Source organism: Coprococcus comes ATCC 27758, assembly GCF_025149785.1.
Lineage (GTDB): Bacteria > Bacillota > Clostridia > Lachnospirales > Lachnospiraceae > Allocoprococcus > Allocoprococcus comes.
Map to the genome: position 1 here is coordinate 1,347,603 of NZ_CP102277.1, position 23,475 is coordinate 1,371,077.

At 44.6% G+C, this 23,475-nt stretch carries 26 protein-coding genes; 25 read left to right on the forward strand and 1 reads right to left on the reverse strand.

Going from position 1 to position 23,475, the window contains the following annotated elements; translation table 11 throughout:
• Positions 1 to 12: 12 nt before the first annotated feature.
• The 10 genes from NQ556_RS06620 to greA all read left to right on the forward strand — a co-directional run bounded on the left by NQ556_RS06620 (position 13) and on the right by greA (position 7,927).
• Complete coding sequence (locus NQ556_RS06620) at positions 13 to 144, forward strand: hypothetical protein (protein ID WP_256170983.1); 132 nt, start codon at positions 13 to 15, stop codon at positions 142 to 144.
• Between the two features lie 2 nt (positions 145 to 146).
• A complete protein-coding gene (locus NQ556_RS06625) occupies positions 147 to 875 on the forward strand; it encodes an amino acid kinase family protein (protein ID WP_008372369.1) in 729 nt (242 codons plus the stop codon).
• An 11-nt stretch (positions 876 to 886) separates the two neighbouring features.
• Positions 887 to 1,798, forward strand: coding sequence for a DMT family transporter (locus NQ556_RS06630; RefSeq protein WP_008372368.1), 912 nt, complete (start codon positions 887 to 889; stop codon positions 1,796 to 1,798).
• A 436-nt stretch (positions 1,799 to 2,234) separates the two neighbouring features.
• On the forward strand, positions 2,235 to 2,930 hold the full coding sequence (pyrH, locus tag NQ556_RS06635; RefSeq protein WP_008372366.1) for a UMP kinase: 696 nt from the start codon (positions 2,235 to 2,237) through the stop codon (positions 2,928 to 2,930).
• A gap of 27 nt (positions 2,931 to 2,957) precedes the next feature.
• Positions 2,958 to 3,509, forward strand: coding sequence for a ribosome recycling factor (gene frr / locus NQ556_RS06640; protein WP_008372365.1), 552 nt, complete (start codon positions 2,958 to 2,960; stop codon positions 3,507 to 3,509).
• Between the two features lie 90 nt (positions 3,510 to 3,599).
• A complete protein-coding gene (locus tag NQ556_RS06645; protein ID WP_022220575.1) occupies positions 3,600 to 4,319 on the forward strand; it encodes an isoprenyl transferase in 720 nt (239 codons plus the stop codon).
• Complete coding sequence (locus tag NQ556_RS06650) at positions 4,312 to 5,109, forward strand: phosphatidate cytidylyltransferase (protein ID WP_008372362.1); 798 nt, start codon at positions 4,312 to 4,314, stop codon at positions 5,107 to 5,109. Before NQ556_RS06645 ends, NQ556_RS06650 begins: the two co-directional genes overlap by 8 nt.
• Positions 5,110 to 5,127: 18 nt before the next feature.
• Positions 5,128 to 6,273, forward strand: a complete 1,146-nt coding sequence (locus NQ556_RS06655) for a 1-deoxy-D-xylulose-5-phosphate reductoisomerase (protein ID WP_008372361.1) — start codon at positions 5,128 to 5,130, stop codon at positions 6,271 to 6,273.
• Between the two features lie 3 nt (positions 6,274 to 6,276).
• On the forward strand, positions 6,277 to 7,305 hold the full coding sequence (rseP, locus tag NQ556_RS06660) for an RIP metalloprotease RseP (protein ID WP_008372360.1): 1,029 nt from the start codon (positions 6,277 to 6,279) through the stop codon (positions 7,303 to 7,305).
• Positions 7,306 to 7,423: 118 nt separating this feature from the next.
• On the forward strand, positions 7,424 to 7,927 hold the full coding sequence (gene greA, locus NQ556_RS06665; protein WP_008372359.1) for a transcription elongation factor GreA: 504 nt from the start codon (positions 7,424 to 7,426) through the stop codon (positions 7,925 to 7,927).
• Positions 7,928 to 7,984: 57 nt separating this feature from the next.
• Here greA and NQ556_RS06670 read toward each other — a convergent pair whose 3' ends face one another.
• The gene (locus NQ556_RS06670) at positions 7,985 to 8,707 is read right to left on the reverse strand and encodes a hypothetical protein (RefSeq protein ID WP_204575899.1); all 723 of its coding nucleotides are present in this window, start codon (positions 8,705 to 8,707) and stop codon (positions 7,985 to 7,987) included.
• Positions 8,708 to 9,095: 388 nt separating this feature from the next.
• Between NQ556_RS06670 and NQ556_RS06675 the strand changes: the two genes are divergently transcribed.
• The 15 genes from NQ556_RS06675 to NQ556_RS06745 all read left to right on the forward strand — a co-directional run bounded on the left by NQ556_RS06675 (position 9,096) and on the right by NQ556_RS06745 (position 23,475).
• Positions 9,096 to 9,851 carry a nucleotide-binding protein gene (locus tag NQ556_RS06675; RefSeq protein WP_008372357.1) on the forward strand — a complete coding sequence of 252 codons (756 nt, stop codon included), beginning with the start codon at positions 9,096 to 9,098 and terminating at the stop codon, positions 9,849 to 9,851.
• A gap of 5 nt (positions 9,852 to 9,856) precedes the next feature.
• Entirely contained in the window at positions 9,857 to 11,137 is a 1,281-nt protein-coding gene (locus tag NQ556_RS06680; protein ID WP_008372356.1) for a nitrogenase component 1, read from the forward strand.
• 1 nt (position 11,138) lies between these two features.
• On the forward strand, positions 11,139 to 12,179 hold the full coding sequence (locus NQ556_RS06685) for a nitrogenase component 1 (protein ID WP_204575901.1): 1,041 nt from the start codon (positions 11,139 to 11,141) through the stop codon (positions 12,177 to 12,179).
• Positions 12,180 to 14,510: a carbamoyltransferase HypF gene (gene hypF / locus NQ556_RS06690; RefSeq protein ID WP_008372351.1), complete on the forward strand. Its 2,331-nt coding sequence runs from the start codon at positions 12,180 to 12,182 to the stop codon at positions 14,508 to 14,510. It begins immediately after the preceding gene.
• Between the two features lie 404 nt (positions 14,511 to 14,914).
• Positions 14,915 to 15,124 carry a HypC/HybG/HupF family hydrogenase formation chaperone gene (locus tag NQ556_RS06695; protein WP_022220582.1) on the forward strand — a complete coding sequence of 70 codons (210 nt, stop codon included), beginning with the start codon at positions 14,915 to 14,917 and terminating at the stop codon, positions 15,122 to 15,124.
• Positions 15,124 to 16,176, forward strand: a complete 1,053-nt coding sequence (gene hypD, locus NQ556_RS06700) for a hydrogenase formation protein HypD (protein WP_008372347.1) — start codon at positions 15,124 to 15,126, stop codon at positions 16,174 to 16,176. Before NQ556_RS06695 ends, hypD begins: the two co-directional genes overlap by 1 nt.
• A gap of 248 nt (positions 16,177 to 16,424) precedes the next feature.
• Entirely contained in the window at positions 16,425 to 16,586 is a 162-nt protein-coding gene (locus NQ556_RS06705; RefSeq protein ID WP_008372344.1) for a hypothetical protein, read from the forward strand.
• Positions 16,576 to 17,595, forward strand: coding sequence for a hydrogenase expression/formation protein HypE (gene hypE, locus NQ556_RS06710; protein WP_008372341.1), 1,020 nt, complete (start codon positions 16,576 to 16,578; stop codon positions 17,593 to 17,595). The genes NQ556_RS06705 and hypE overlap by 11 nt, the downstream gene beginning before the upstream one ends.
• Before the next feature lie 51 nt (positions 17,596 to 17,646).
• A complete protein-coding gene (locus tag NQ556_RS06715) occupies positions 17,647 to 17,919 on the forward strand; it encodes a TM1266 family iron-only hydrogenase system putative regulator (RefSeq protein WP_008372338.1) in 273 nt (90 codons plus the stop codon).
• Positions 17,916 to 18,683 carry a nucleotide-binding protein gene (locus tag NQ556_RS06720; RefSeq protein ID WP_008372336.1) on the forward strand — a complete coding sequence of 256 codons (768 nt, stop codon included), beginning with the start codon at positions 17,916 to 17,918 and terminating at the stop codon, positions 18,681 to 18,683. Before NQ556_RS06715 ends, NQ556_RS06720 begins: the two co-directional genes overlap by 4 nt.
• A complete protein-coding gene (locus tag NQ556_RS06725) occupies positions 18,677 to 20,017 on the forward strand; it encodes a nitrogenase component 1 (protein ID WP_008372334.1) in 1,341 nt (446 codons plus the stop codon). The genes NQ556_RS06720 and NQ556_RS06725 overlap by 7 nt, the downstream gene beginning before the upstream one ends.
• Entirely contained in the window at positions 20,014 to 21,207 is a 1,194-nt protein-coding gene (locus NQ556_RS06730; protein ID WP_008372332.1) for a nitrogenase component 1, read from the forward strand. The genes NQ556_RS06725 and NQ556_RS06730 overlap by 4 nt, the downstream gene beginning before the upstream one ends.
• A gap of 378 nt (positions 21,208 to 21,585) precedes the next feature.
• Positions 21,586 to 22,128, forward strand: a complete 543-nt coding sequence (locus tag NQ556_RS06735) for a prepilin peptidase (RefSeq protein ID WP_227120265.1) — start codon at positions 21,586 to 21,588, stop codon at positions 22,126 to 22,128.
• 217 nt (positions 22,129 to 22,345) lie between these two features.
• A complete protein-coding gene (locus tag NQ556_RS06740; RefSeq protein WP_204575903.1) occupies positions 22,346 to 23,029 on the forward strand; it encodes a helix-turn-helix domain-containing protein in 684 nt (227 codons plus the stop codon).
• Positions 23,030 to 23,049: 20 nt separating this feature from the next.
• Positions 23,050 to 23,475, forward strand: coding sequence for an IS3 family transposase (locus tag NQ556_RS06745; RefSeq protein WP_201850357.1), 426 nt, complete (start codon positions 23,050 to 23,052; stop codon positions 23,473 to 23,475).

Consider the following 23,475-nt stretch of genomic DNA (forward strand, 5'->3'; position numbering starts at 1 on the left):
GATGTGAAAAAAATGGTGGTAGCAGCGAAAAAGGGTGATTTTACAGAACATTTGCCACTTCCTGTTTTTTGTGAAAAATGGGTTCTTCAAATAGAGATCATTCTATGCTATACTGTTTTAGATAAAACAAAAAATGAGGTGTAATCATGGATAAAGAATTAGAACTTGTGGAGCATAAAGCTTCAATCCTGATAGATGCATTACCATATATCAGAGACTTTAATCAGAAGACAGTAGTTATCGAGTACGGATGTGCCGAGTGGCTCAGCGGAGTGGAAGAGCAGAGACTGATGCAGGATATCGTTCTTTTAAAGAGCGTTGGTATGCGTCCGATCGTGGTACATGCTACCCGTATGGGACTGGACAAATTCCGTGAAAATAAGCGGATTGCCAAGCTCCTTGAACTCTGTGGAGTTAAAGCAATCGGTATCTGCGGCGTGGATACAGAGACGATTGGTCTGATGCTGGACAATGATTATATTCCGGTCATCGTGCCAAATGATATCGACAACGAAAGCGAATATATTGATCCAAGAGAGACTGCACTTGAGATTGCAGAGAAAATGCAGGCGGACAAGCTGGTTTATCTGTCAAAATATCCTGGAATCTACAAAGACGAAGAGAGAAAAGATATTTATTATAAGATTACCGTCCCGGAAGTAGAAAAACTGCGCAAAGAACGTAATTTCCCGAAAGAATTTGACGAGATCATCGGCTATGGTCTTCAGGCATCAAAAAATGGTGTCAACCGTGTACATATTCTGGACGGAAGAATCCGTCACGTTCTTCTGATCGAATTCTTCAGTGTAAACGGAGCCGGAACGATCTTCATTGAAACAGAAGCAAAATTATATCTTCACGAACTTGGCAAATAGGAAACGGCTCGATGAAGAAAATGACAGGAAAGAATACACTGATGCTCTTTTTGACCGCATTTATCTGGGGAACAGCTTTTGTAGCACAGAGCGTGGGGATGGATTATATCGGGCCCTTTACATTTACCTGTGTACGCTCTTTGATCGGTGGGATTTTTCTGATTCCATGTATCTGTTTTCTGGATAAATGGCGTGCGAAAAATGACGGAGTAGAAAGACAGAAAAAAGTAGATAGGAAAGAAGAAAAAAAGAATGTCATCCTGGGTGGAATCTGTTGTGGACTGGCACTTTGTGTGGCAAGTAACCTGCAGCAGATCGGAATACAGTACACAACGGTAGGAAAAGCCGGATTTATTACAGCACTTTATATCGTGCTTGTGCCGATCTTTGGAATTTTTTTGAAAAAGAAAGCCGGAGTGAGAATCTGGATAAGCGTGGCAATTTCTGTCGCAGGCTTGTATTTGCTGTGTATTACCGATAAGCTGGTACTTGCAAAAGGAGACATTCTGGTACTGCTATGTGCGGTTGTATTTACCATCCACATTCTGGTGATCGATTATTTTTCACCAAAAGCAGACGGTGTGCGGATCGCCTGCATCCAGTTCTTTATAACCGGAGTTTTGTCGGCAATTCCAATGTTTTTATTTGAAACACCACGGCTGTCAGATATTTTCGCAGCAGCAGTACCGATACTTTATGCCGGAGTTCTCTCAAGTGGTGTAGCCTATACCCTCCAGATCGTGGCACAAAAAGATGCCGATCCAACCGTGGCATCCCTGATCCTCAGTCTGGAGTCCGTATTCTCTGTCCTCGGAGGCTGGGTGATATTAGGTCAGAAACTAAGTATCCGAGAAATAGCAGGATGCATTCTGATGTTCAGCGCCATCATCCTCGCCCAGTTGCCAGGAAATAAAGAAGCATAGCTCTTCAATTGTTGAAATTGCGGAAAGCATACAACATTGTGGTGTCAAAGCAAAACCGCTCAGTGAGCCAAAGCTACCGCTTTCCGTTCGTTACATTGAACAAATGCCAAAACATATAAATCGGGGGAAACCAGCAGAATGTACAAAGGATTTTGTTTCAATTCCAATTGTTGTGCAATGGAGAGAAGACTCAAAAATCATTGAAGCCATTGCTAAAAATGATTTTCGCTTTCAGAGGCTTCTCGGAATGGTTTGCACAACGGAAGTGAAATAAAATCATTTGTACATTCTGCGTCAATCCCTCAATCCATAAAAACTTTGCGCTACCCACCCTCAATGTAATAAACTTAGAACTTCCATTTTAAATTCAGGTATGCTATACTAAATTCAGGTATGCGAAAGTATCTTAAAAACCAAGAGACAGGAGCAAAGACAGATGAAAAGAGTTCTTTTAAAATTAAGCGGAGAAGCACTTGCAGGAGACAAAAAGACAGGTTTTGATGAGGCAACATGCGTTGGCGTTGCAAAGCAGGTAAAGCAGATCGTAGATCAGGGAATCCAGGTTGCAATCGTAACCGGAGGCGGTAATTTCTGGAGAGGAAGAACCAGTGAGACGATCGATCGTACCAAAGCTGACCAGATTGGAATGCTTGCAACGGTGATGAACTGCATCTATGTATCCGATATTTTCAGACATGTAGGCATGAAGACAGAGGTTTTCACTCCATTTGTCTGTGGAGCATTCACTTCCCTGTTTTCAAAAGATGCAGCAGTGGAAGCACTGAACGAAGGAAAAGTAATCTTTTTCGCAGGTGGCACAGGACATCCGTATTTTTCAACAGATACAGGAGCTGTTCTCCGTGCAATTGAGATTGAAGCAGATGCAATGCTTCTTGCAAAAGCAATTGACGGAATCTATGACAGCGATCCGAAGGTGAATCCGGAAGCGAAGAAGTATGATGAGATTTCTATTCAGGAAATCATCGATAAGAAGCTTATGGCAGTAGATCTGACCGCATCGATCATGTGCCTTGAGAATAAGATGCCGATGCTGGTATTCGGACTGAACGAAGAGAACAGTATCGTAGAGACAATGAGCGGTAATTTCAACGGAACAAAGGTGACTGTATAAGCAGCACCCATTAAGGGAGGATAACATATGAACGAAAAATTAAAAATATACGATGAAAAGATGCAGAAAACCATCCATGCACTGGATACAGAGCTTGCTTCTATCCGTGCAGGACGTGCAAACCCGAATATTCTGAACAAATTAACGGTAGAATATTATGGAACACCGACACCGATCCAGCAGGTAGCGAACATTTCTGTTCCGGAAGCACGTATGATCCAGATCCAGCCATGGGAAAAGAAGATCATCAAAGATATTGAGAAAGCAATCCTGATGTCTGATATCGGAATCAATCCAACAAACGATGGTACTGTTATCCGTCTGGTATTCCCGGAACTGACAGAGGAACGAAGAAAAGAACTGGTGAAAGATGTTAAGAAAAAAGGAGAAGCATCCAAGGTTGCAGTCCGTAACATCCGCCGTGATGGAAATGATGCATTCAAGAAGCTGAAAGGCACAGACGTTTCAGAGGATGAAATTCAGGATCTTGAAGATCAGATCCAGAAGCTGACTGACAAATACATCAAGGAAGTTGATGCAGCAGTCGATGCAAAGTCAAAAGAAGTTATGACAGTATAAGAAGGAAAGATAAGGGGCGGCGAGATGTTTGGCGCCTCTTTTCCTTTTTTATATCAGCAAATTTAGTATCAATCAAGAGAGGGTCAAAAGATGAATGTACCGCAGCATATAGCCATTATCCTTGACGGTAACGGACGATGGGCGAAAGCAAAAGGGATGCCGAGAAACTACGGGCATGTGCAGGGCAGCAAGAATGTGGAAAAGATCTGTGAGGCTGCTTATAAGATGGGTGTCAAATATCTGACGGTCTATGCGTTTTCCACAGAGAACTGGAGTCGACCGAAGAGTGAAGTGGATGCACTGATGAAGCTTCTTCGTAACTATATGAAAACCTGTCTGAAGACGGCGGAAAAGAACCGGATGCGTGTCCGTGTGATCGGAGATAAGACAGGTCTGGATGAAGATATCCGTACCAGAATTAAGGAACTGGAAGAGGCATCAAAAAATAATGACGGACTGAATTTCCAGATTGCGATCAATTATGGAAGCAGAGATGAGATGATCCGTGCCATGCGAAAAATGACAAAAGACTGTGCAGATGGCAGATTTGCACCGGAAGAGATTACAGAAGAACTGTTTGAAGGATATTTGGATACACATGGGATTCCGGATCCGGATCTTCTGATCCGTACCAGCGGAGAACTCAGACTTTCCAATTATTTGTTATGGCAGCTTGCTTATACAGAATTTTATTTTACAGATGTTCCGTGGCCGGATTTTTCAAAAGAAGAATTAGAAAAAGCAATTGAGCAATATAATAGCAGAGACAGAAGATACGGCGGAATCAAGGAGGACGAAGAAAATGTTTAAGACAAGATTACTCAGCGGAATTGTACTGGTTATCATTGCATTTGCAACGATCTTCCTTGGTGGGGATGTATTGTTTGCAACACTTCTGATCATCAGTCTGATCGGAGTTTCCGAGCTTTACAAGGTTGTAAAGATTGAGAAAGCACCACTCGGAATCGTAGGCTATATAGGTGTAGTTGCATATTATTTTCTGATCCGTGCACAGAAAAAAGAAGATCTGATGATGTTTGCAATCATTTTGCTGATCCTTGTAATGGCAGTTTATGTATTTGCCTTTCCGAAATATGTGTCTGAACAGGTAATGACTGCGTACTTTGGCGTATTTTATGTGGCGATTATGTTATCCTATATTTATCAGACACGTCTGTTGAAAGACGGACTTTTCCTCGTGGGACTTGTATTTTTATGTTCCTGGGGATGTGATACCTGTGCGTACTGTGTGGGTGTACTGATCGGAAAGCATAAGATGGCACCGAAGCTCAGCCCGAAGAAATCCATAGAGGGCGGAATCGGTGGACTTGCAGGCGCAGCACTTCTCGGCGCGCTTTACGCTCTTGCAATCAATAAATGGGGTGGTGCTTCGGCAGGAGTTGGCGAATATGCGCTGATCTGTTTTGTTGGTGGAATCATTTCCATGATCGGGGATCTTGCAGCATCTGCGATCAAGAGAAATCATGAGATCAAAGATTACGGAAAACTGATTCCGGGACACGGTGGAATCCTGGACCGTTTCGACAGCGTGATCTTCACAGCTCCGGTGATTTATTATCTGGCAGTTGCACTGATGTAATCTGACAGGAGGTTTCAAATGAAAAAAATAGCAATATTAGGTTCAACAGGTTCGATCGGAACCCAGACACTTGAGGTGATCCGTGAGAACAAAGATATCGAAGTGACAGGGCTTGCGGCAGGGACAAATGTGGATCTTCTGGAAAAACAGATCCGGGAATTCCAGCCAAAAATTGTGGCAATGTGGACAGAAGAGAAGGCAAAGGAACTGAAAAGCCGGATCCGGGATCTGGATGTAAAGGTTGTTTCCGGAATGGATGGACTTCTGGAGATTGCCACGATGGAGGAAAGTGAGATCCTTGTAACGGCGATCGTGGGTATGATCGGTATCCGTCCGACAATTGCAGCGATCAAAGCCGGAAAGGATATTGCCCTTGCAAATAAAGAGACACTGGTTACGGCAGGGCATATCATTATGCCGCTTGCAAAGGAATGTGGTGTGAAGATCCTTCCGGTGGACAGTGAACACAGTGCCATTTTCCAGTCTCTGCAGGGAAGCCATGGAAAGAATGAACTGAAGAAGATCCTGCTTACGGCATCCGGTGGCCCGTTCCGTGGAAAGAAGCAGGAGGATCTTCTGAATATCCGTGTGGAAGATGCTTTAAAGCATCCGAACTGGGCGATGGGACGTAAGATTACGATCGATTCTTCGACCATGGTCAATAAAGGACTGGAAGTGATGGAAGCCAGATGGCTTTTTAATGTGGATATTGATGATGTGCAGGTGGTTGTACAGCCGCAGAGTGTGATCCATTCTATGGTAGAGTATGTGGACGGAGCAGTGATCGCACAGCTTGGTACTCCGGATATGAAGCTGCCGATCCAGTATGCACTTTATTATCCGGAAAGAAGATTTCTTCCGGGAGAGCGTGTGGATTTCTGGAGTATCGGACACCTTGATTTTGAAAAGCCGGATATGGATACCTTCTACGGGCTTGCACTTGCTTACGAGGCAGGGCGATGCGGTGGAACACTTCCAACGGTATTTAACGCAGCAAATGAACTTGCAGTCAGCCAGTTCCTGAACCGGGAGATTAAATATCTGGAAATTACAGAGATTATCGAAGACTGCATGAAAGCACATAAGACAATTGCGAATCCGACTGTGGAACAGATTCTGGACACAGAGCAGGAAACGTATGACAGAATCAGAAGCAGGAGGTAGCAAATGGGAATCGTACTGGCGATTTTACTTTTTGGATTCATCGTATTTTTCCATGAACTGGGACATTTTCTTCTGGCGAGGATTAATGGAATCAATGTGTATGAATTCTGGATCGGAATGGGGCCGACACTGGCACACAAAAAGATCGGAAATACAGACTACTGTCTGAAAATACTGCCGATCGGCGGTGCGTGTGTGATGGGGGAAGATGAGAAAGAGGATCTGTCAGAGGGAAGCTTCAACAGCAAATCGCCGTGGCGCAGGATCTCGGTCATTGCCGCAGGTCCGGTATTTAACTTTATTCTTGCCTTTATTGGTGCATTCATTATTATCTGCTTTGTCGGTGTAGACAAACCGGTCATAGGAACGGTAAATGCAGGAACGCCTGCAGCTGAGGCAGGGCTTCAGGCAGGGGATGAGATTGTAAAGATCAATGATAAGAGCATCCACATTTTCAAGGATATTTCTACTTACAATCAGTTTCATCAGGGACAGACGATGAAGATTGTATACAAAAGAAATGGCGAAAAAAATACGGTTTCTGTTACCCCGGAGAAGAATGACAGTGGATATTATCTGATTGGAATTACGAGCAGCAATTATGTTAAGACCAATGTATTTGAGACTGCCGCATACAGTGCGTATAATGTTAAATACTGGATCAATCTGACGATTGACAGTTTGAAACAGCTTGTGACAGGACGGATCGGAGTGGATCAGTTATCTGGACCGGTGGGCATTGTGAGCGCGGTGGATACCACGTATAAGGAAAGCAAATCTGGTGGAGCATTGTTGATTTTCCTGAATCTTCTGCAGATGACGATCCTTCTTTCAGCGAACCTTGGAGTGATGAATTTACTTCCGCTTCCGGCACTGGATGGAGGTCGTCTGGTATTTCTGATCGTGGAAGTGATCCGCGGAAAGCGGGTGCCTCCGGAAAAAGAAGGGTATGTACATCTGGCAGGAATGGCACTTTTTCTTTGCCTGATGGTATTTGTGATGTATAATGATATCCGGAGAATCTTCTTTTAGGGATATTGGAAAATTTTACGAAGCACTTCGATTGGCTACAATTGAGGTGCTTTGTGTTAGGTGCATTAGTGGATGCATATTTTGATGGAAATTATTTTACAGAAAGAAGGGTGGAAAGATGCGTGAGCAGCTTACAGAAAGTGATGTAAAGAAAATTGAAGAGGAAATCCAGCATCGCAAGCATGTGATCCGTAAGGAAGCCATTGAAGCGGTCAAGGAAGCGCGTGCGCAGGGAGACTTAAGTGAGAACTTTGAATACCATGCAGCAAAAAAATATAAAAACCAGAATGAAAGCCGGATCCGGTATCTGGAAAGAATGCTGAAAAATGCGGAGATTGTATCCGATACTTCTGAAGAAGGTGTTGCCGGAATCAATAACCGTGTGACCGTATATTTTCCGGAGGATGACGAGGAAGAAACCTATAAGCTGGTTACTTCGATTCGCGGGAATTCAATTCATAATTATATCAGTACCGAATCTCCGATCGGAAAGGCAATCTTCGGGCATAAAGCAGGAGAGACTGTGAAGGTGAAGGTTAGCGATGATTATTCGTATGAGCTTGTGATACGGAAGATTGAAGATACGACGGATGATGAGGAGGATAAGATCCGGGCGTTTTAGTTTGAAGGTGGGAGCAGAGTATGTGAGCAAGGATGCAGAAATTTTCCAAAAGCAATGTCAATGAGAAGAATAAAAACGGATCATGAGATTCCAGGCTCCATACAAAATCCCAGCCCCTGATATAGTCGCAAGGATATAGACCAGAATTGCAGAATTATTTCCGTAGAGTTCACCAATTTTCACAAAGAAAATCTGTTCCATCCGGTAATCTGGATTGATGTAGAAAAGATTAATTTCACCAAAGGGATCCAGAATGTGGTTCAGGTATTCGGCAATGAGGACAAACAGAATATAGAGCAAAGTGATGCGGGAAAAAGAAGGCAGCAGACGGCGTGAAGAAGCGTCAGTCGGCTGTCTTTTAATATTTTTTGGACAGGAAAGAGGAGTCATTGGTACAGATTTCTGTACCAGAAGTATACCGGACAGGATTCCTGTGACAATTAGTAAAATATGCCAGAGATAGGAGTGAACTGTCAGGATCAGAAGCGGATAATGCATTCCACTGGTATCGAAAAAAACGGCAATTCCACCGAGAAGATTATAGGTGGAAAGGAAGCCGAGGATGGTATTTCTGGCAGGTTCTGTGTGAAAAAATGGGTAGAGAACCAGCAGATACATCGGGAGGCTGCAGAGCTGGAATGGGAAGTACCACAGGTTGTAGTGCCCATTATTCATGACGAAGGTCAGGAGTAATTGTTTCAGGATTTCGCTGGTAAGCAGAAAAATGCCAATGAAGAATAAAACTTTTTCTATACAGTGTAGTGAAAATTTTTTTATCATATGGGCTCCTCAAAATTTTGTTTTATAGGTGTAGTATACGCTGCAATAAAGTTTGTTACAAGATTTTATGGGGAATTTGACCAGTTATTCATAGAAAAGTTCTGAAAAAATATAGAAAAATACCATGATAAAACATAGTTAGAATTGACTGACCTATAGGCGTGGAGATATAATTAAAAATAATGATGCAGACGGAGTGGAAGATTCCTATCTGAATGCTGAATGGAGATAATTTTATACAAGAGACTTTGACGGCAAGGTAGATCCGAGCGGGAAACAGTTGGTGATATACGAAGATGTATAGTGGGACTCGTCTACCGTTTTGGGAGGCGGGTTTTTTTGTGTATACGATAAATTGCCTGCTTGGTTATAGAAAGGAAAAAGGATTATGTTAAAGATTGCAATTTATGGAAAGGGCGGTATTGGAAAGTCTACGATTACGTCCAATCTGGCGGCAGCATTTGCGGCGATGGGAAAGAAAGTAATCCAGATTGGATGTGATCCGAAGGCAGATTCTACGATCAATCTGCTTGGCGGCGAGCCGCTCAGACCGGTGATGAATTATATGAGAGAAGAGGATGAAGAACCGGAGGAGCTTTCAGATATTGCAAAAGAAGGCTATGGTGGTGTGCTCTGCATTGAAACAGGTGGACCGACACCGGGACTTGGATGCGCGGGGCGCGGGATTATTGCCACATTCCAGCTGTTAGAAGATTTGCAGTTATTTGAAACATATAAGCCGGATGTTGTACTTTATGACGTTCTTGGTGATGTGGTATGCGGTGGATTTGCAGCACCGATCCGGGAAGGGTACGCCGAAAAGGTTCTGATCGTAACTTCTGGAGAAAAGATGGCACTTTATGCAGCAAATAATATTTCAAGTGCGGTGAGGAATTTTGAGGACAGAAGCTATGCCAGAGTATTCGGTATTGTACTGAACCACAGGAATGTGGAAAATGAGACGGAAAAAGTACAGGCATTTTCCGAAAAAAGCGGGATCCCGATCGTCGGGGAAATCCCGAGAAGTGATGAGATCATCCGCTATGAGGATCAGGGAATGACGGTGATCGAAGGGGACAAAGATTCCGCGATCAGTAAGAGATTTTTTGATCTGGCAGAGTTATTACTGAAGAGTGAGGAATAGAAGGTATGGCAAAAGAAGCATATTATTGTACCGTAAAAGAATTAAATAAACTGGGAAGAGATGCGATTCCGGCACAGCTCCGGTCGAATACACACCTGATCTACAGCTCACCGGCAACGCTTGCATTTAACTCACCGGGAGCAGAAGGATTCGGAGTAAAAAGAGCGGGACTTGCTGTACCGGATTCGATCATGCTGATCGTGGCACCGGGCTGCTGTGGACGAAATACTTCGCTTATCAGTTCCATGAGGGAATATGATAACCGTTTTTTCTATCTGATGATGGACGAGACCGATATCGTAACGGGACGTCATTTGAAAAAGATTCCGAAGGCAGTAGAAGAAATCTGCAATTGCTGTGAAAAGAGACCGTCCGTTGTGATGATCTGTATTACCTGTGTAGATGCTCTTCTTGGGACGGACATGGAGCGTGTGTGCAGAAAAGCGGAAGAAAGAGCCGGACTTCCGGTTCGACCATGCTACATGTACGCGCTGACAAGAGAAGGAAGAAAGCCGCCGATGGTGCATGTACGTCAGTCTTTATATTCCCTTCTGGAGCCAAAGAAGAAAAAAGGAAATGTGGTGAACCTGCTTGGATTTTTCTCGCCGCTGATCGATGAGTGTGAGCTGTATGATCTTTTGCACAGCGCAGGAGTTAAGACCATCCATGAAATCTCCAGATGCAAGGACTATGAGGAATATCAGACCATGTCTGAGGCAAATTTTAATCTGGTACTTCACCCGGAAGCCAGATTTGCGGCAGAGGATTTTCATAACCGTCTGCAGATTCCGTTTATTGAACTCAGGAGACTCTACCAGACAGACAAGATCGCCAGCCAGTATCAGGCATTTGGGAAAGTGCTTGGGGTGACATTTTCTGATGAAGTTTATCGTGAAAAAGCGGAAGAAACCGTGGCAAAATTCAAAGAGAAACGGCCGGATGCAAGCTTTGCGATCGGGGAATGCATGAACGGAGATCCATTTGAAATGGCACTTGCGATGATCAAATATGGATTTAAGGTGCCAGAAATCTATGGAACACTGACAGCAGAGAACTTTATTTACCTAAACCAGTTATCCCAGCTCAGCCCGGAGACGAAGGTATTTTCCAATATGGAACCGACCATGCTGTACTACGATCCGGAAAAGAGCGGCGTGAATATGACCATTGGAAAGGATGCGGGATACTATCATCCGGATCAGCCGAATGTGATCTGGAATCAGGACAGACAGCCTTATGGTTATGCAGGTGTGACACGGTTGTTTGAAACCCTTTTGGAGGTGTAGTATGAGAGGACTTAGAAAATATCTGACACCATTTGCACCGGATCAGTCTGGCGCAGTGTCTGTGTTATATGAACTTGGCGGAATCATCGTCATCTGCGACGCGGGAGGATGCACAGGAAATGTCTGCGGTTTTGATGAGCCGAGATGGTTTGAACGGAAAAGTGCAGTATTCAGCGCAGGACTTCGTGATATGGATGCAATCCTTGGAAGAGATGACCGTCTGGTCGCAAAGCTGGTCGATGCAGCTGATAAGATTGATGCGAATTTTGCGGCGATTGTCGGCACTCCGGTTCCGGCTGTGATCGGAACGGATTACCAGGCACTGAAAAGAATGTGTGAAAAAAAGACCGACCTTCCGATTCTTGCCATTGATACCGACGGAATGGAGCTTTATGATAAAGGGGAAGAAAAAGCGTATCTTGCATTATTTACTGCATTTGCAAAGGAAAAATATGAAGTATGCAAAGAAAAAGTCGGTATCCTTGGAATGACGCCACAGGATGTAAGCGATCTGAAAGCAGCAGATAAAGTAAGAGAGGAACTGAAAAAAGAAGGAAAAGAAGCCATTTGCTATGGAATGGGCGATGGGCTTGAGGCAGTAGAAAGGGCATCGGAAGTTGGCAAAAATATTGTTGTATCTGTGGCAGCACTGGAAGTAGCCAAATATTTGGAAAAGACCTTTGGTACGCCGTATGAGATCGGTTATCCGGCAGCAGGTGAGTTGGTTCCGAATCTGGACTATCAGGGAAAGAAAATCCTTGTGGTACACCAGCAGGTGATGGCGGAAGCAATCCGGCAGGAAATTCTTAAAAGAGAGAATTCGGCAGAGGTGCAGACAGCAACCTGGTTTATGAGGAAAAAAGAGCTTGCCTGTCCGCAGGATGTGTCGTTGCGTGAGGAAGATGATTATATCGATCTTGTGAAAAATGGTGGATTTGATATCATTTTTGCAGATGCATGTATGGAAAAAATGGTTCCGGATTTTCAGGGAATCTTCGTAAATACAAGACATTTTGCAGTGTCAGGGAGACTGTGTGAATAGATGAAAAATGAAGTGACAAAACAGATCCGCGTCTATGGGATCGTGCAAGGCGTAGGATTTCGTCCGACTGTGAGCAGGCATGCAGCTACGCATCAGATCCGGGGCAGCGTGTCCAATAAAGGTCCGTATGTGGAAATCTTTGCGCAGGGACCGGAAGAGGCAGTGGATGGATTTATCTCAGATATTGAGAATAAGCCGCCGAAGCGGGCAGCAATTTTGAAAATGAATATTGAGCCGGTAGAAGAAGCAGAAGACTTTACGGAGTTTGCGATCATTGAAAGTGAAAAGACGAAAGGTGAGATTTTTGTCTCACCGGATATTGCAATTTGTGATGAATGCAAGGAAGAAATGTTTGATCCGAAGAACCGTAGATATCTGCATCCATTTATCAACTGTACCTGCTGTGGACCAAGACTTACGATCCTGGATGCCCTTCCGTATGACCGGGAGCGCACCAGCATGAAAGAATTTCCGATGTGTCCGGATTGCGCAAAAGAATATTATGATCCGGCAACCCGGAGATACGATGCACAGCCAGTCTGTTGTAACGAGTGTGGTCCGGAGGTCTACCTGATCGGCAGAGAAGAACGCGGAAGAGATGCGATCATTTACACCAGACGGACCATTGCAGAAGGCGGAATTGTGGCGATTAAGGGGATTGGAGGTTTCCACCTGTGCTGCGATGCGACTAATGAAGAGGCGGTGAAGCGCCTCAGAGAACTGAAAAAACGTCCGGCGAAACCATTTGCAGTTATGGCAAAAGATCTGGAATCTGTGAAAAGAGAATGCCTGATCAGTGAAGAACAGGAAAAAATTCTGACCGGACATCAAAAACCAATCCTGCTTTTGGACAAAAAAGAAGATGGTGAAGAAACACTTTGCGAAAGTATTGCACCTGGTAATCCAAAGGTTGGAGTAATGTTGCCGTATGCACCGGTACAGCTTCTGCTCTTTACCTATGATGATGGAATCCGGATGCCGTCTTTTTTGGTTATGACCAGTGGAAATACATCTGGTGCACCGATCTGCAGGGAGGACAAAGAAGCGATTCAGGAGCTTTCCCGTCTGTGCGACTGTATGCTTTCCCACAACCGGAAAATCCGGATCCGTGCCGATGATTCAGTGATGGATTTTTATAAAAATGAGCCATATATGATCCGCAGATCCAGAGGCTATGCGCCACTTCCGACCATGGTTCAGATGCCGTGGAAAGGGCAGGTACTTGCTACTGGAGGAGAACTGAAAAATACATTCTGCATCGGTGTGGACGGCAGATTTTACCCATCCCCTTATGTGGGAGATCTGGAAGATCTGCGCACCGTGGAAGCTTTAAAAGAAACGATCGGCAGAATGGAAACACTTCTGGAGGTAGAACCAAAGGTTGTGGCATGCGATCTGCATCCGAAATACAATGCGACAGTTGTTGCGGAAGAACTTGGACTTCCGGTTCTGAAGATACAGCACCATTTTGCACATATTCTGTCCTGTATGGCAGAAAATGACTGCGAAGATCCGGTGATCGGCGTTTCCTTTGACGGAACCGGCTATGGAACGGATGGGACCATCTGGGGTGGAGAAATTCTTCGTTGTGATTACAATGGATTTGAAAGACTTGGCAGCATTAAGCCATTCTGGCAGGTAGGTGGAGATCTTTCTGCAAAAGAAGGCTGGCGAATTGCCGGGTCTCTTCTCTATGAAGAATTGCAGGATAAAGAAAAAACGGTCGAATGGATGAAGAAACTGGAGCTTTGCACCGAACCGGAGGCAAAAGTACTGGTGACAATGACCGGACGACACCTGAATGCTGTTCGATCTACCAGTGCCGGCCGTCTCTTTGATGGAGTCAGTGCTATCCTCGGAATCCGGAAAAAATCCACTTTCGAGGGAGAAGCATCTACGGCATTAGAGTTCGCAGCAGAAGCTTACGAAAAAACAATGCAGCATCCATACAAACCCCTCATGCTTAAGCCATTTACAGAAACGGCAGAAGACCGCCTGATTCTAAATACCGGCGAATTAGTCAAAAACCTCGCCAAAAAACGTCTCGCCGGGGAAGATACCGGACAACTTGCATACGAGTTCCACCAGGAACTTGCAAGACAGATCATATCCGCAGCCCTCACAGCAAGTCATCAGACCGGAATCCGGAAAGTTGCCCTAAGCGGCGGAGTTTTCCAGAACCGCTTACTACTACGGCTGGTAGAAGAAGGTCTGGTTAAGCAAGGTCTCATCACCCTGCACCATCACCTCATTCCACCAAATGACGGAGGATTGTCACTTGGTCAGGCAGCCTACGCAATGGCATATTTACAGAAGCATGAGATAAAATAAAACCAGACATAAAAATATTTTAAACAGAGTTAATCTAAAAACTATTACAAATTACAATAAAAGAGGAAAAGGACCACCAGGAACAAACAAATCAGGAATTGACAACAAGGTACTGCCTTGTCAATTCCCCCTTTGTCAACACGTTAAATTTTAGGAAGCGCCAGCAGGGAGAGAAAACAATTGGGACCGGCTGCATTTGCAGGAGCCCGAGCGTTCTCTTGGAAACTGCAGTGTTGCGTTATTTACAGAAATCCATCTGTTTGAGCGAAGCGAGTTATGGATTTCTGTAAATGCTCTTAGCAACACGAAGCCTTCCTAGAGAACACCGGACTCCTGCAAATGCAGCCGGTCCCAATTGTTTTCTCTCCTTGCGTCCCTTCCCAAAAAAAGGAGGAATTACCCACATGTGTGTTGGATTATCAGCAAAAGTTGTAAAAATCAGTAACGGAACCGCCGTCGTTGACGCAGGCGGTGCAAAAAGAGAGGTTTCATCCAAGCTCTTGGAGAATCTGGAACCAGGTGATTACGTCATGGTCCACGCCGGAGTTGCGATCGCAAAGATCACCGATGAAGATGAAAGCGAGACCGATCAGCTTATGGAGGAACTGCTGTAATGGAAGAACAAAAGAAACGAACAGCCAGAGAGATCATAGAAAATTATGACGGACCGGCAGTGCGGATCATGGAAGTATGCGGAACCCATACCCATGAAATTTTCCGTCTGGGGATCCGAAAACTTTTACCAAAGCAGGTAGAACTGATCTCAGGACCGGGATGCCCGGTCTGCGTAACACCGGTCAGCTTTATTGATGAAGCAATTTATCTGGCGTTGGAGAAGCAGGTGACGATCTGTACATTTGGTGATCTGGTCCGCGTACCGGGAAGTCAGATGAGCCTTGCCGGAGCAAGAGAAAAAGGAGCAAAGATCCATATCGTTTATTCACCGGCAGATGCGGAAAAATATGCGAAAGATCATCCGGAAGAACAGGTGACATTTTTATCCGTTGGGTTTGAGACAACGACACCTGCAGGATGCCTTTCGGTTAAACAGGCAAAGGAAGATGAAATTTCCAATTATTCTCTTCTGGTTGCCAATAAGACGATGCCGGGAGCTTACGAGGCACTCAAAGGCAGTGCGGATGTATTTTTATATCCGGGACACGTCAATGCAATCACGGGGACCGAACTTTGTGAGGAACTGGTAAAAGAAGGAGTCAGCGGTGTGGTAGCAGGATTTACGGCAAAAGAACTGCTCACAGCACTTGCGGTCGCACTGGTACGCTTCCAGGAAGGAAAGCCGTTCTTCGTAAACTGCTATCCGAGAGTTGTCACCAGAGAAGGAAGCCGTGAGGCACAGAGGCTGGTGAATGAACTGATGGAAGGATGCGACAGCGAGTGGAGAGGTCTTGGAATCATTCCGGGATCCGGTATGCAGCTGAGAGAAGAATGGGAAGCATACGATGCCAGAAAGAAATACAATATGCCAAAGATCGAAGGAAAAGCAAATCCGGCATGCCGCTGCGGAGATGTACTGCAGGGAAAATGCAAACCGTCCGACTGCAAGGTGTTTGGCAAGGTATGTACACCGCAGCACCCGGTAGGAGCCTGCATGGTATCCGGCGAGGGCGCATGCTCGGCTTACTATATGTATGATACCAGGGGATAAAAGTCAGAAGTCTGACGCAAGCTTGCTTGCAGGAAGACTTCTGACCTTTATCTCCGCCAAAACATGAGTAAGTAGCCATTTCGCGAAGAAAAATGAGCGGATTACGAATGTTTTGAGGATTGTGAGAGCACGTAAGTGCGGAACAATCCGGTATCAGGGAAACGAAGGAATGGAACACCGACGCAAGCTTGCTTGCAGGAAGACTTCTGACCTTTATCCCCGCCAAAACATGAGTAAGTAGCCATTTTATGAAGAAAAATGAGCGGATTACGAATGTTTTGAGGATTGTGAGAGCACGAAAGTGCGGAACAATCCGGTATCAGGGAAACGAAGGAACGGAACACCGGAACAATCCGGTATCATATATACGGAAACGATTAGGAGAGAAGGAAGTTAAAAATGGAAAATAAAATGGACAACCAGACAGTAACTATGGCACACGGAGCCGGCGGAAAGCAGACTTCAGAGTTGATCGATAAAGTATTTGCAGCACATTTTGCCAATCCGGACCTGACTGCGGATGATGCGGCAGTTCTTACACCACCAGTCGGAAAGATGGCAGTATCTACGGATGGATTTATTGTATCTCCGGCATTCTTCCCAGGAGGAAATATCGGAAAGCTTTCCATCTGCGGAACAGTTAATGACCTTGCATGTATGGGAGCAAAACCACTTTATCTGACTTGTGCATTTGTAATTGAAGAAGGATTTCCGATGGAAAAACTGGAAGAGATTGCAGCAGCAATGGAGAAAACGGCAAAAGAAGCCGGTGTCCGTATTGTATCCGGAGATACCAAGGTAGCAGGAAAGGGACAGGTAGACGGTGTATTTATCACAACAACCGGAATGGGACAGATCGAGGACGGCGTAAAAGTCGGAGGAGAACTGGCACAGCCGGGAGACGCGATCATTGTGACCGGAGATGTGGGACGCCATGGTTGTACGATCCTTCTTGCAAGAGAAGACTTCGGAATCGAAGCGGATGTGACCAGTGACTGTGCACCACTATGGCATACTGTAGAAGAAGTGATAAATGCAACACATGATCTGCATGTCATCCGTGATGCGACAAGAGGTGGAGTTGGAACAGTACTTTATGAGATTGCGGGACAAAGTAATGTTGGAATCCGTCTGAATGCTGAAAAAGTTCCGGTTGCACCGGAAGTGAAGGGAGTCTGCGGAATGCTTGGACTGGAGCCACTTTACCTTGCATGTGAAGGAAGAATGGTCATTATGGCACCAAAAGCAGAGGCAGAAAAGATTGTAGAAGTACTGCACAAATGTCCGTATTCACAGAATGCGGCAATTATCGGAGAAGTAACTGCAGAGCAGCCGGGGAAAGTAGTCATGACTACAGAAATCGGAACGCAGGCACTTCTTCCACAGCCGGGCGGAGAATTGCTGCCACGTATCTGCTAAACAATCTGAAATGCGGAATCGGTGACATTTCAAAAAGAAAGGAGACTTTTCATGGACACCAGAGTAGCAGTCATTTCAATTATTGTGGAGAATCCTGCCGCGATTGAGGAACTGAACCATTACCTGCATGAAGCAGGAGAGTATATCATTGGAAGAATGGGAATTCCGTACCGGGAGAAGGGAATTAATATCATCAGCATCGCCATTGATGCACCGCAAGATATGATCAGTGCTTTGTCAGGGAAGATCGGGCGTCTGAATGGGGTATCCACAAAAACGGCGTACTCGAACGTCATTACGAAAGCGGAGGAAAAAGCGGAATGAAAAAGATAGCAGTGTACGGAAAAGGCGGGATCGGAAAATCCACAACTGTATCCAATCTTGCGGTGGCACTTGCCGAAAAAGGATACAAGGTCATGCAGATCGGCTGTGATCCGAAGGCGGATTCGACCATCCAGCTCCGACACGGAAAGGAGATTCCAACCGTACTGGAAATGTTCCAACAGAAGAAACAGAATCTAAAACTGGAAGATATGGTTACGGTTGGCTATGCAGGTGTGGTCTGTGTAGAAGCAGGTGGACCGACACCGGGACTTGGATGTGCAGGACGCGGGATTATCACCGCCCTTGAGAAGCTGGAAGAAACCGGTGCTTATGAGACCTACCAGCCGGATATCGTGTTATATGATGTACTTGGTGATGTAGTCTGCGGTGGCTTTTCCATGCCAATGCGAAAAGGCTATGCGGATCAGGTATTCATCATCACATCCGGTGAAAATATGGCGATCCATGCCGGGGCCAATATTGCAATGGCAGTAGAGAATTTCAGGAACCGGGGATATGCTTCCCTTGGCGGTATTATTTTAAATAAAAGAGAGGTTCCGAGAGAGGAAGAAAAGGTGCGGGAGCTTGCAGGGGATTTTCACACGCAGATCATTGGACAGCTTGACCGGAGCGAACTTGTGATGGAAGCAGAAGAAGCCGGTAAGGTTCTGCTGGAATACGCACCGGATTCTCAGATGGCAGAGGAATACCGGAAGCTGGCAGATCAGATCCTTGCAGTGTGCGGAGAGGAGAGACCATGTTAAAACGGGTAGGACATCCGGTGGATGAAAAAGGCGCGGCAGTAGCCATCAAGGATGCCACATTTCCGGTTCCATTTGCACCGGGGCTTGAATTTAACTCGCCGGTTCACGGCAACTGGAACATCGTACATACCGGAATGCTGATGCCGGAGGCAAGACAGATCTATGTCTGTGCAGATAACTGCATGCGAGGTGTGGTGCTGACAGCGGCGGAAATGAATGCGGCTGACCGGTTTTCCTTTGTGATCGTAAAAGAAGAGAATCTGTTAAATGGAAATCTGGAGGACATCACCATCGAAGGCGTGACGGATGTGCTGAATAAGTTGGAAGAAAAACCGAAAGCAGTTCTTTTATTTACCGTCTGTCTGCATCATTTTCTGGGATGCGATCTGGAACGGGTGTATCAGGAACTGGAAGAGAGGTTCCCAAAGATTACATTTATCCGCTGTTATATGGATCCGATCATGCAGAAGCATGGACCGACACCGGATCAGAAGCTGAGAAAAGCGATTTATGAGCCACTTCCAAAGCGAAAAGCAGATGAAAAAGCTGTGAGTTTTCTCGGCAGTGATTTCGTACTGGAAAAAAATGCAGATCTGAAACGAATCGTCCGGGCACATCAGGGAATCTTCCGGGAACTGCCGGGATGTAAAAGCTGGGAAGACTATCTGGCACTTTCCGAAGGGAAACTTTTTATATCTTCTTATCCACCATCTAAGTATGGTGCGGAAGCGCTTTCAGAGCGTCTGAAACGACCATACCTGTATCTGCCGGGCAGCTTTGATTATGAAGAGATCACAGCACAGCTGGAAAATTTTTGCCAGACAATGGGCTATGGAAAGCTGGAGGAAACGATTTCAGTAGAAGGGGAAATTGATGCCTGTGAAAAGGCACTGGAAAAGGCGCATGAGGTGATCGGAGACACTGCGGTTGCCATTGATTATCTGTACCATCCACGTCCACTGGGACTTGCAAAGCTTCTGCTTACTCATGGCTTCCGGGTAATACGGATCTATCTGGATTCCATCAGTCCGGAAGAAAAAGCAGAATTTGAGTGGCTGAAGGAGCATGCACCGGATCTGCAGTTGATTGCAACGATCCAGGTGAAAATGCGTGTGCTTCCGAGAACATCGGATGAAAAAATACTGGCGATCGGACAGAAGGCGGCATGGTTTACAGGAAGTCCGTATTTTGTCAATATGGTACAGGGCGACGGCCTTTACGGATTTGACGGGATCCGCAGGACGGCAGAGCTTATGGCCGAAGCATTTACCGAAGAAAAAGACACGGAAGATCTGGTTGTGCGAAAAGGATGGGGGTGTGAAAGCTGTATATGAGACAATCTTATCGAATCATACCAATTTATACATCGGATGTATCCGGTGTGTGTTCTGCACTTTATGAGCTTGGCGGCATGACAGTTATGCACGACCCGTCCGGATGCAATTCGACCTACAACACTCACGATGAGATCCGCTGGTACGATCAGGACAGTCTGATCTATATTTCCGGTCTGACAGAAATTGATGCGATCATGGGAAATGATGAAAAATTTCTGGATGATATCAAAGAGGCAGCAAGGGAGCTGCATCCGAAATTTATTGCCCTTGCAGGATCCCCAATTCCGTATATGAATGGAACCGATTTTCCGGCACTGGCACAGGTACTGGAAGAAGAAACCGGGATTCCTGCATTTGCAGTACCTACGAACGGAATGCATGATTATGTGTATGGGGCAGGAATTGCATTAGAGGAGATCGCGAAAAGATTTACCGGGGAAAAGACAGGACGGATTCAGGCACGCACCGTCAATCTGCTTGGTGTGACACCACTGGACTTTGGACCGGTATCTCATGTAGAGGTGCTGAAAGAGAACCTGAAAGCCTGTGGATGGAAGGTGCTGTCTACCTGGGCAATGGGAGATGAACTGGATGCATTTTTGCAGGCAGGAGAAGCAGAGGTGAATCTGGTGGTATCTTCGGTCGGGCTTCGTGCGGCGAAAGTACTGGAAGAAAAGTTCGGAACCCCGTATGTGGTTGGAACGCCGATTGGCTCTTATACAGAGCGGATTGCGAAAGCACTGGAAGAAAAAGAGCAGATACCATATCGAAAGGATCGGATGCAGGGTGAAATTGAAGAAATCATGGAGCAGAAGGGAAACAGAAATCCGGCATCGGGAGAAGAAATAAAGAAGCCTGAAGCGGCCGGCAGACAAAAGAAAGTGACTCTGATCGGAGAACCGGTGACCATGGAATCTCTGGCAGCAGGGATCGAACAGAAATATGGCTGTCCGGTGGAAGTTCTCTGCCCGCTGGAAAAAACAGAAGGTCTGCTTTGCAGACAGGACAGATGGATCTGTGGGGAAGAAGAAATGGAAGAAGCATTGAAAGATGCAGAAATCATTGTAGCGGATCCATTGTATCAGCCAATCTGTCCGAAGTATTGTATGTTTTATGAACTGCCGCATATTGCATTTTCCGGAAGAATTTATCTGAAAAGGCTTCCGGTGCTGGGACAACTGATTTAGATGCGGTAAAAATGGATCAAATTCTCACAAAAGAGATTGATCCATTTTTTGTTTCCGTTTTTTCTATAACAGGAAATTGCATTTCCTGTTATTAAAAGGTCTCCGGCAGGTTTCAAAATATTGTCATGATCAATTTTGTGACAAAAAAATTAAATAAAGCATTAAAAACAGTACCTTTTTTGCGAAAAAACTGTTATAATTTATAACAAATCATTTAATTATGAGAGGATGTTTGTGGTTTTAGAAATCATATTATGGATAATAAGGTTCTTTTTCGGAGCTGGCATCTTCAGCTTCTTACATATTGTCATCGATAAATTAACATACGGGAAAAGCGCAATATGTGCAAAGAGCAAGAGGATTGCAAGATATTTCTTAGTGGAATTAACAGGTGGAGTATCCATGACCGGTTGTGCGATTGTATATGGTTGCGGGAAAATGGGTGTGATTTCACTAAGAGGCGCAGTTTTTTTTATATATTTGGGAATACTGTTTGTGATTGCCTTGGTTGACTGGCATATACAGATGATTTATGATCGATTTCATATTATGATCTTGATACTTGCGGTTTTGGACTTTATGCTTTATCCGGAGATGGGAATTGCTACAAGACTGACCGGTATGGGAATCATATCAGTGCCGATGCTGGTGCTGGCACTTGCAATTCCAGGGGCTTTCGGAGGCGGAGATATCAAGCTGATGTCGGTAAGCGGATTGCTTATTGGTGGCGCGTCAATGATATGTGCAATGTGTATTGGGATTATAACAGGAGGTGCTTATGTGACACTGATGCTGGTACGAAAGAGGCTGAATAAAACAGATCAGTTTGCGTTTGGACCATTTCTTGCGTTTGGACTTGCAACTGCAATTTTTCTGGGAGATAAGATGGCAGTGTGGTATCTGCAGTTTGGGGCGGTATAGGCAGAAAATGATTTGCGTGTGGAATTGTGCAGATTAAGTATGGACGGATAAGGGCTGGTATGATAGTATAAATGCGGAAAATTTGTATATTTCGAAAAATATATCATAGGAGTAGAAAATTATTGTGGGAGCTTTAAATATAAAAAAAGGTACAAAAATGATATGCTACCCTCATATAGGACAATGAAATATAAAAGTCCTATATGGGGGTATTTTCATGTTCAGAAAGAGTAAGATAGAACCAGTAGAAAAAGTAAAAATAGTCGAACGCTACCTTTCAGGAGAAATTGGCATACGGAAAGTAGGAAAAGAATTGGGAGTTGATCATCATAGTATTCGAAATTGGATTTCTATTTATCAGTATGCTGGATCAACTGGATTACTCAATCAACCGAAAAACAGATCTTATTCAAAAGATTTAAAAATATCTGCTATAAATGATTATCTTAACGGAGAAGGATCTCTTCAGGATATTTGCACAAAATACGGAATTCGTTCACACAGACAGCTTTCCGATTGGATTAAGGTGTATAATTCTGGTGGAATATTAAAAACCTCCACTGGAGGTGCTTACATGAAAAAAGCAAAGAACACTACACTTGATGAGAGATTAAAAATAGTAACAGATTGTCTTGCAAATGATAAGAATTATGGTGCAATGGCACTCAAATATGATTGTTCCTATCAACAAGTTCGCAATTGGGTAATACGATACGAAAAGATGGGTCAAGCGGGTCTGGAAGACAGACGTGGACGTCGTATAGCTTCTCTTCCAAGCAGAACACCTGAAGAAGAGTTACGTGATAAGATAGCTGAACTGGAAAGAAGAAATCTAGACTTACAAATGGAGAATGATCTGTTAAAAAAAGTCAGAGAACTGGAAAGGGGTCGCTATCTTTAATCCATCGGTTAGCCGTTTATCTGCGTGCTATTTTAGATTTATATGATAGAAGGATTGTTTTCTTTAAAATCAGCGATCACAATGATAATCCATTAGTTATGGACACGTTTGATGAGGCTGTTCGTCAGGAGGTAGATGCACACCCATTAGTTCATTCTAATCGAGGCTTTCAATATACAAGCGCACAGTTTTATACTAAATTAAAAAAACATCATATGAAGCAGAGTATGCCTAGAGTTGCCCACTGTATTGACAATGGACCAATGGAAGGGTTTTGGGGAATTCTAAAACGAGAAATGTATTATAAACAGCGTTTTAATGACAGAAGCTCTTTGATTACTGCGATAGCTAATTACATAGATTACTACAACAACCAACGACTTCAAAGGAAACTGCATGTAATGACACCAATGAAATATCATGAGCAATCTACAAAAGCAGCATAA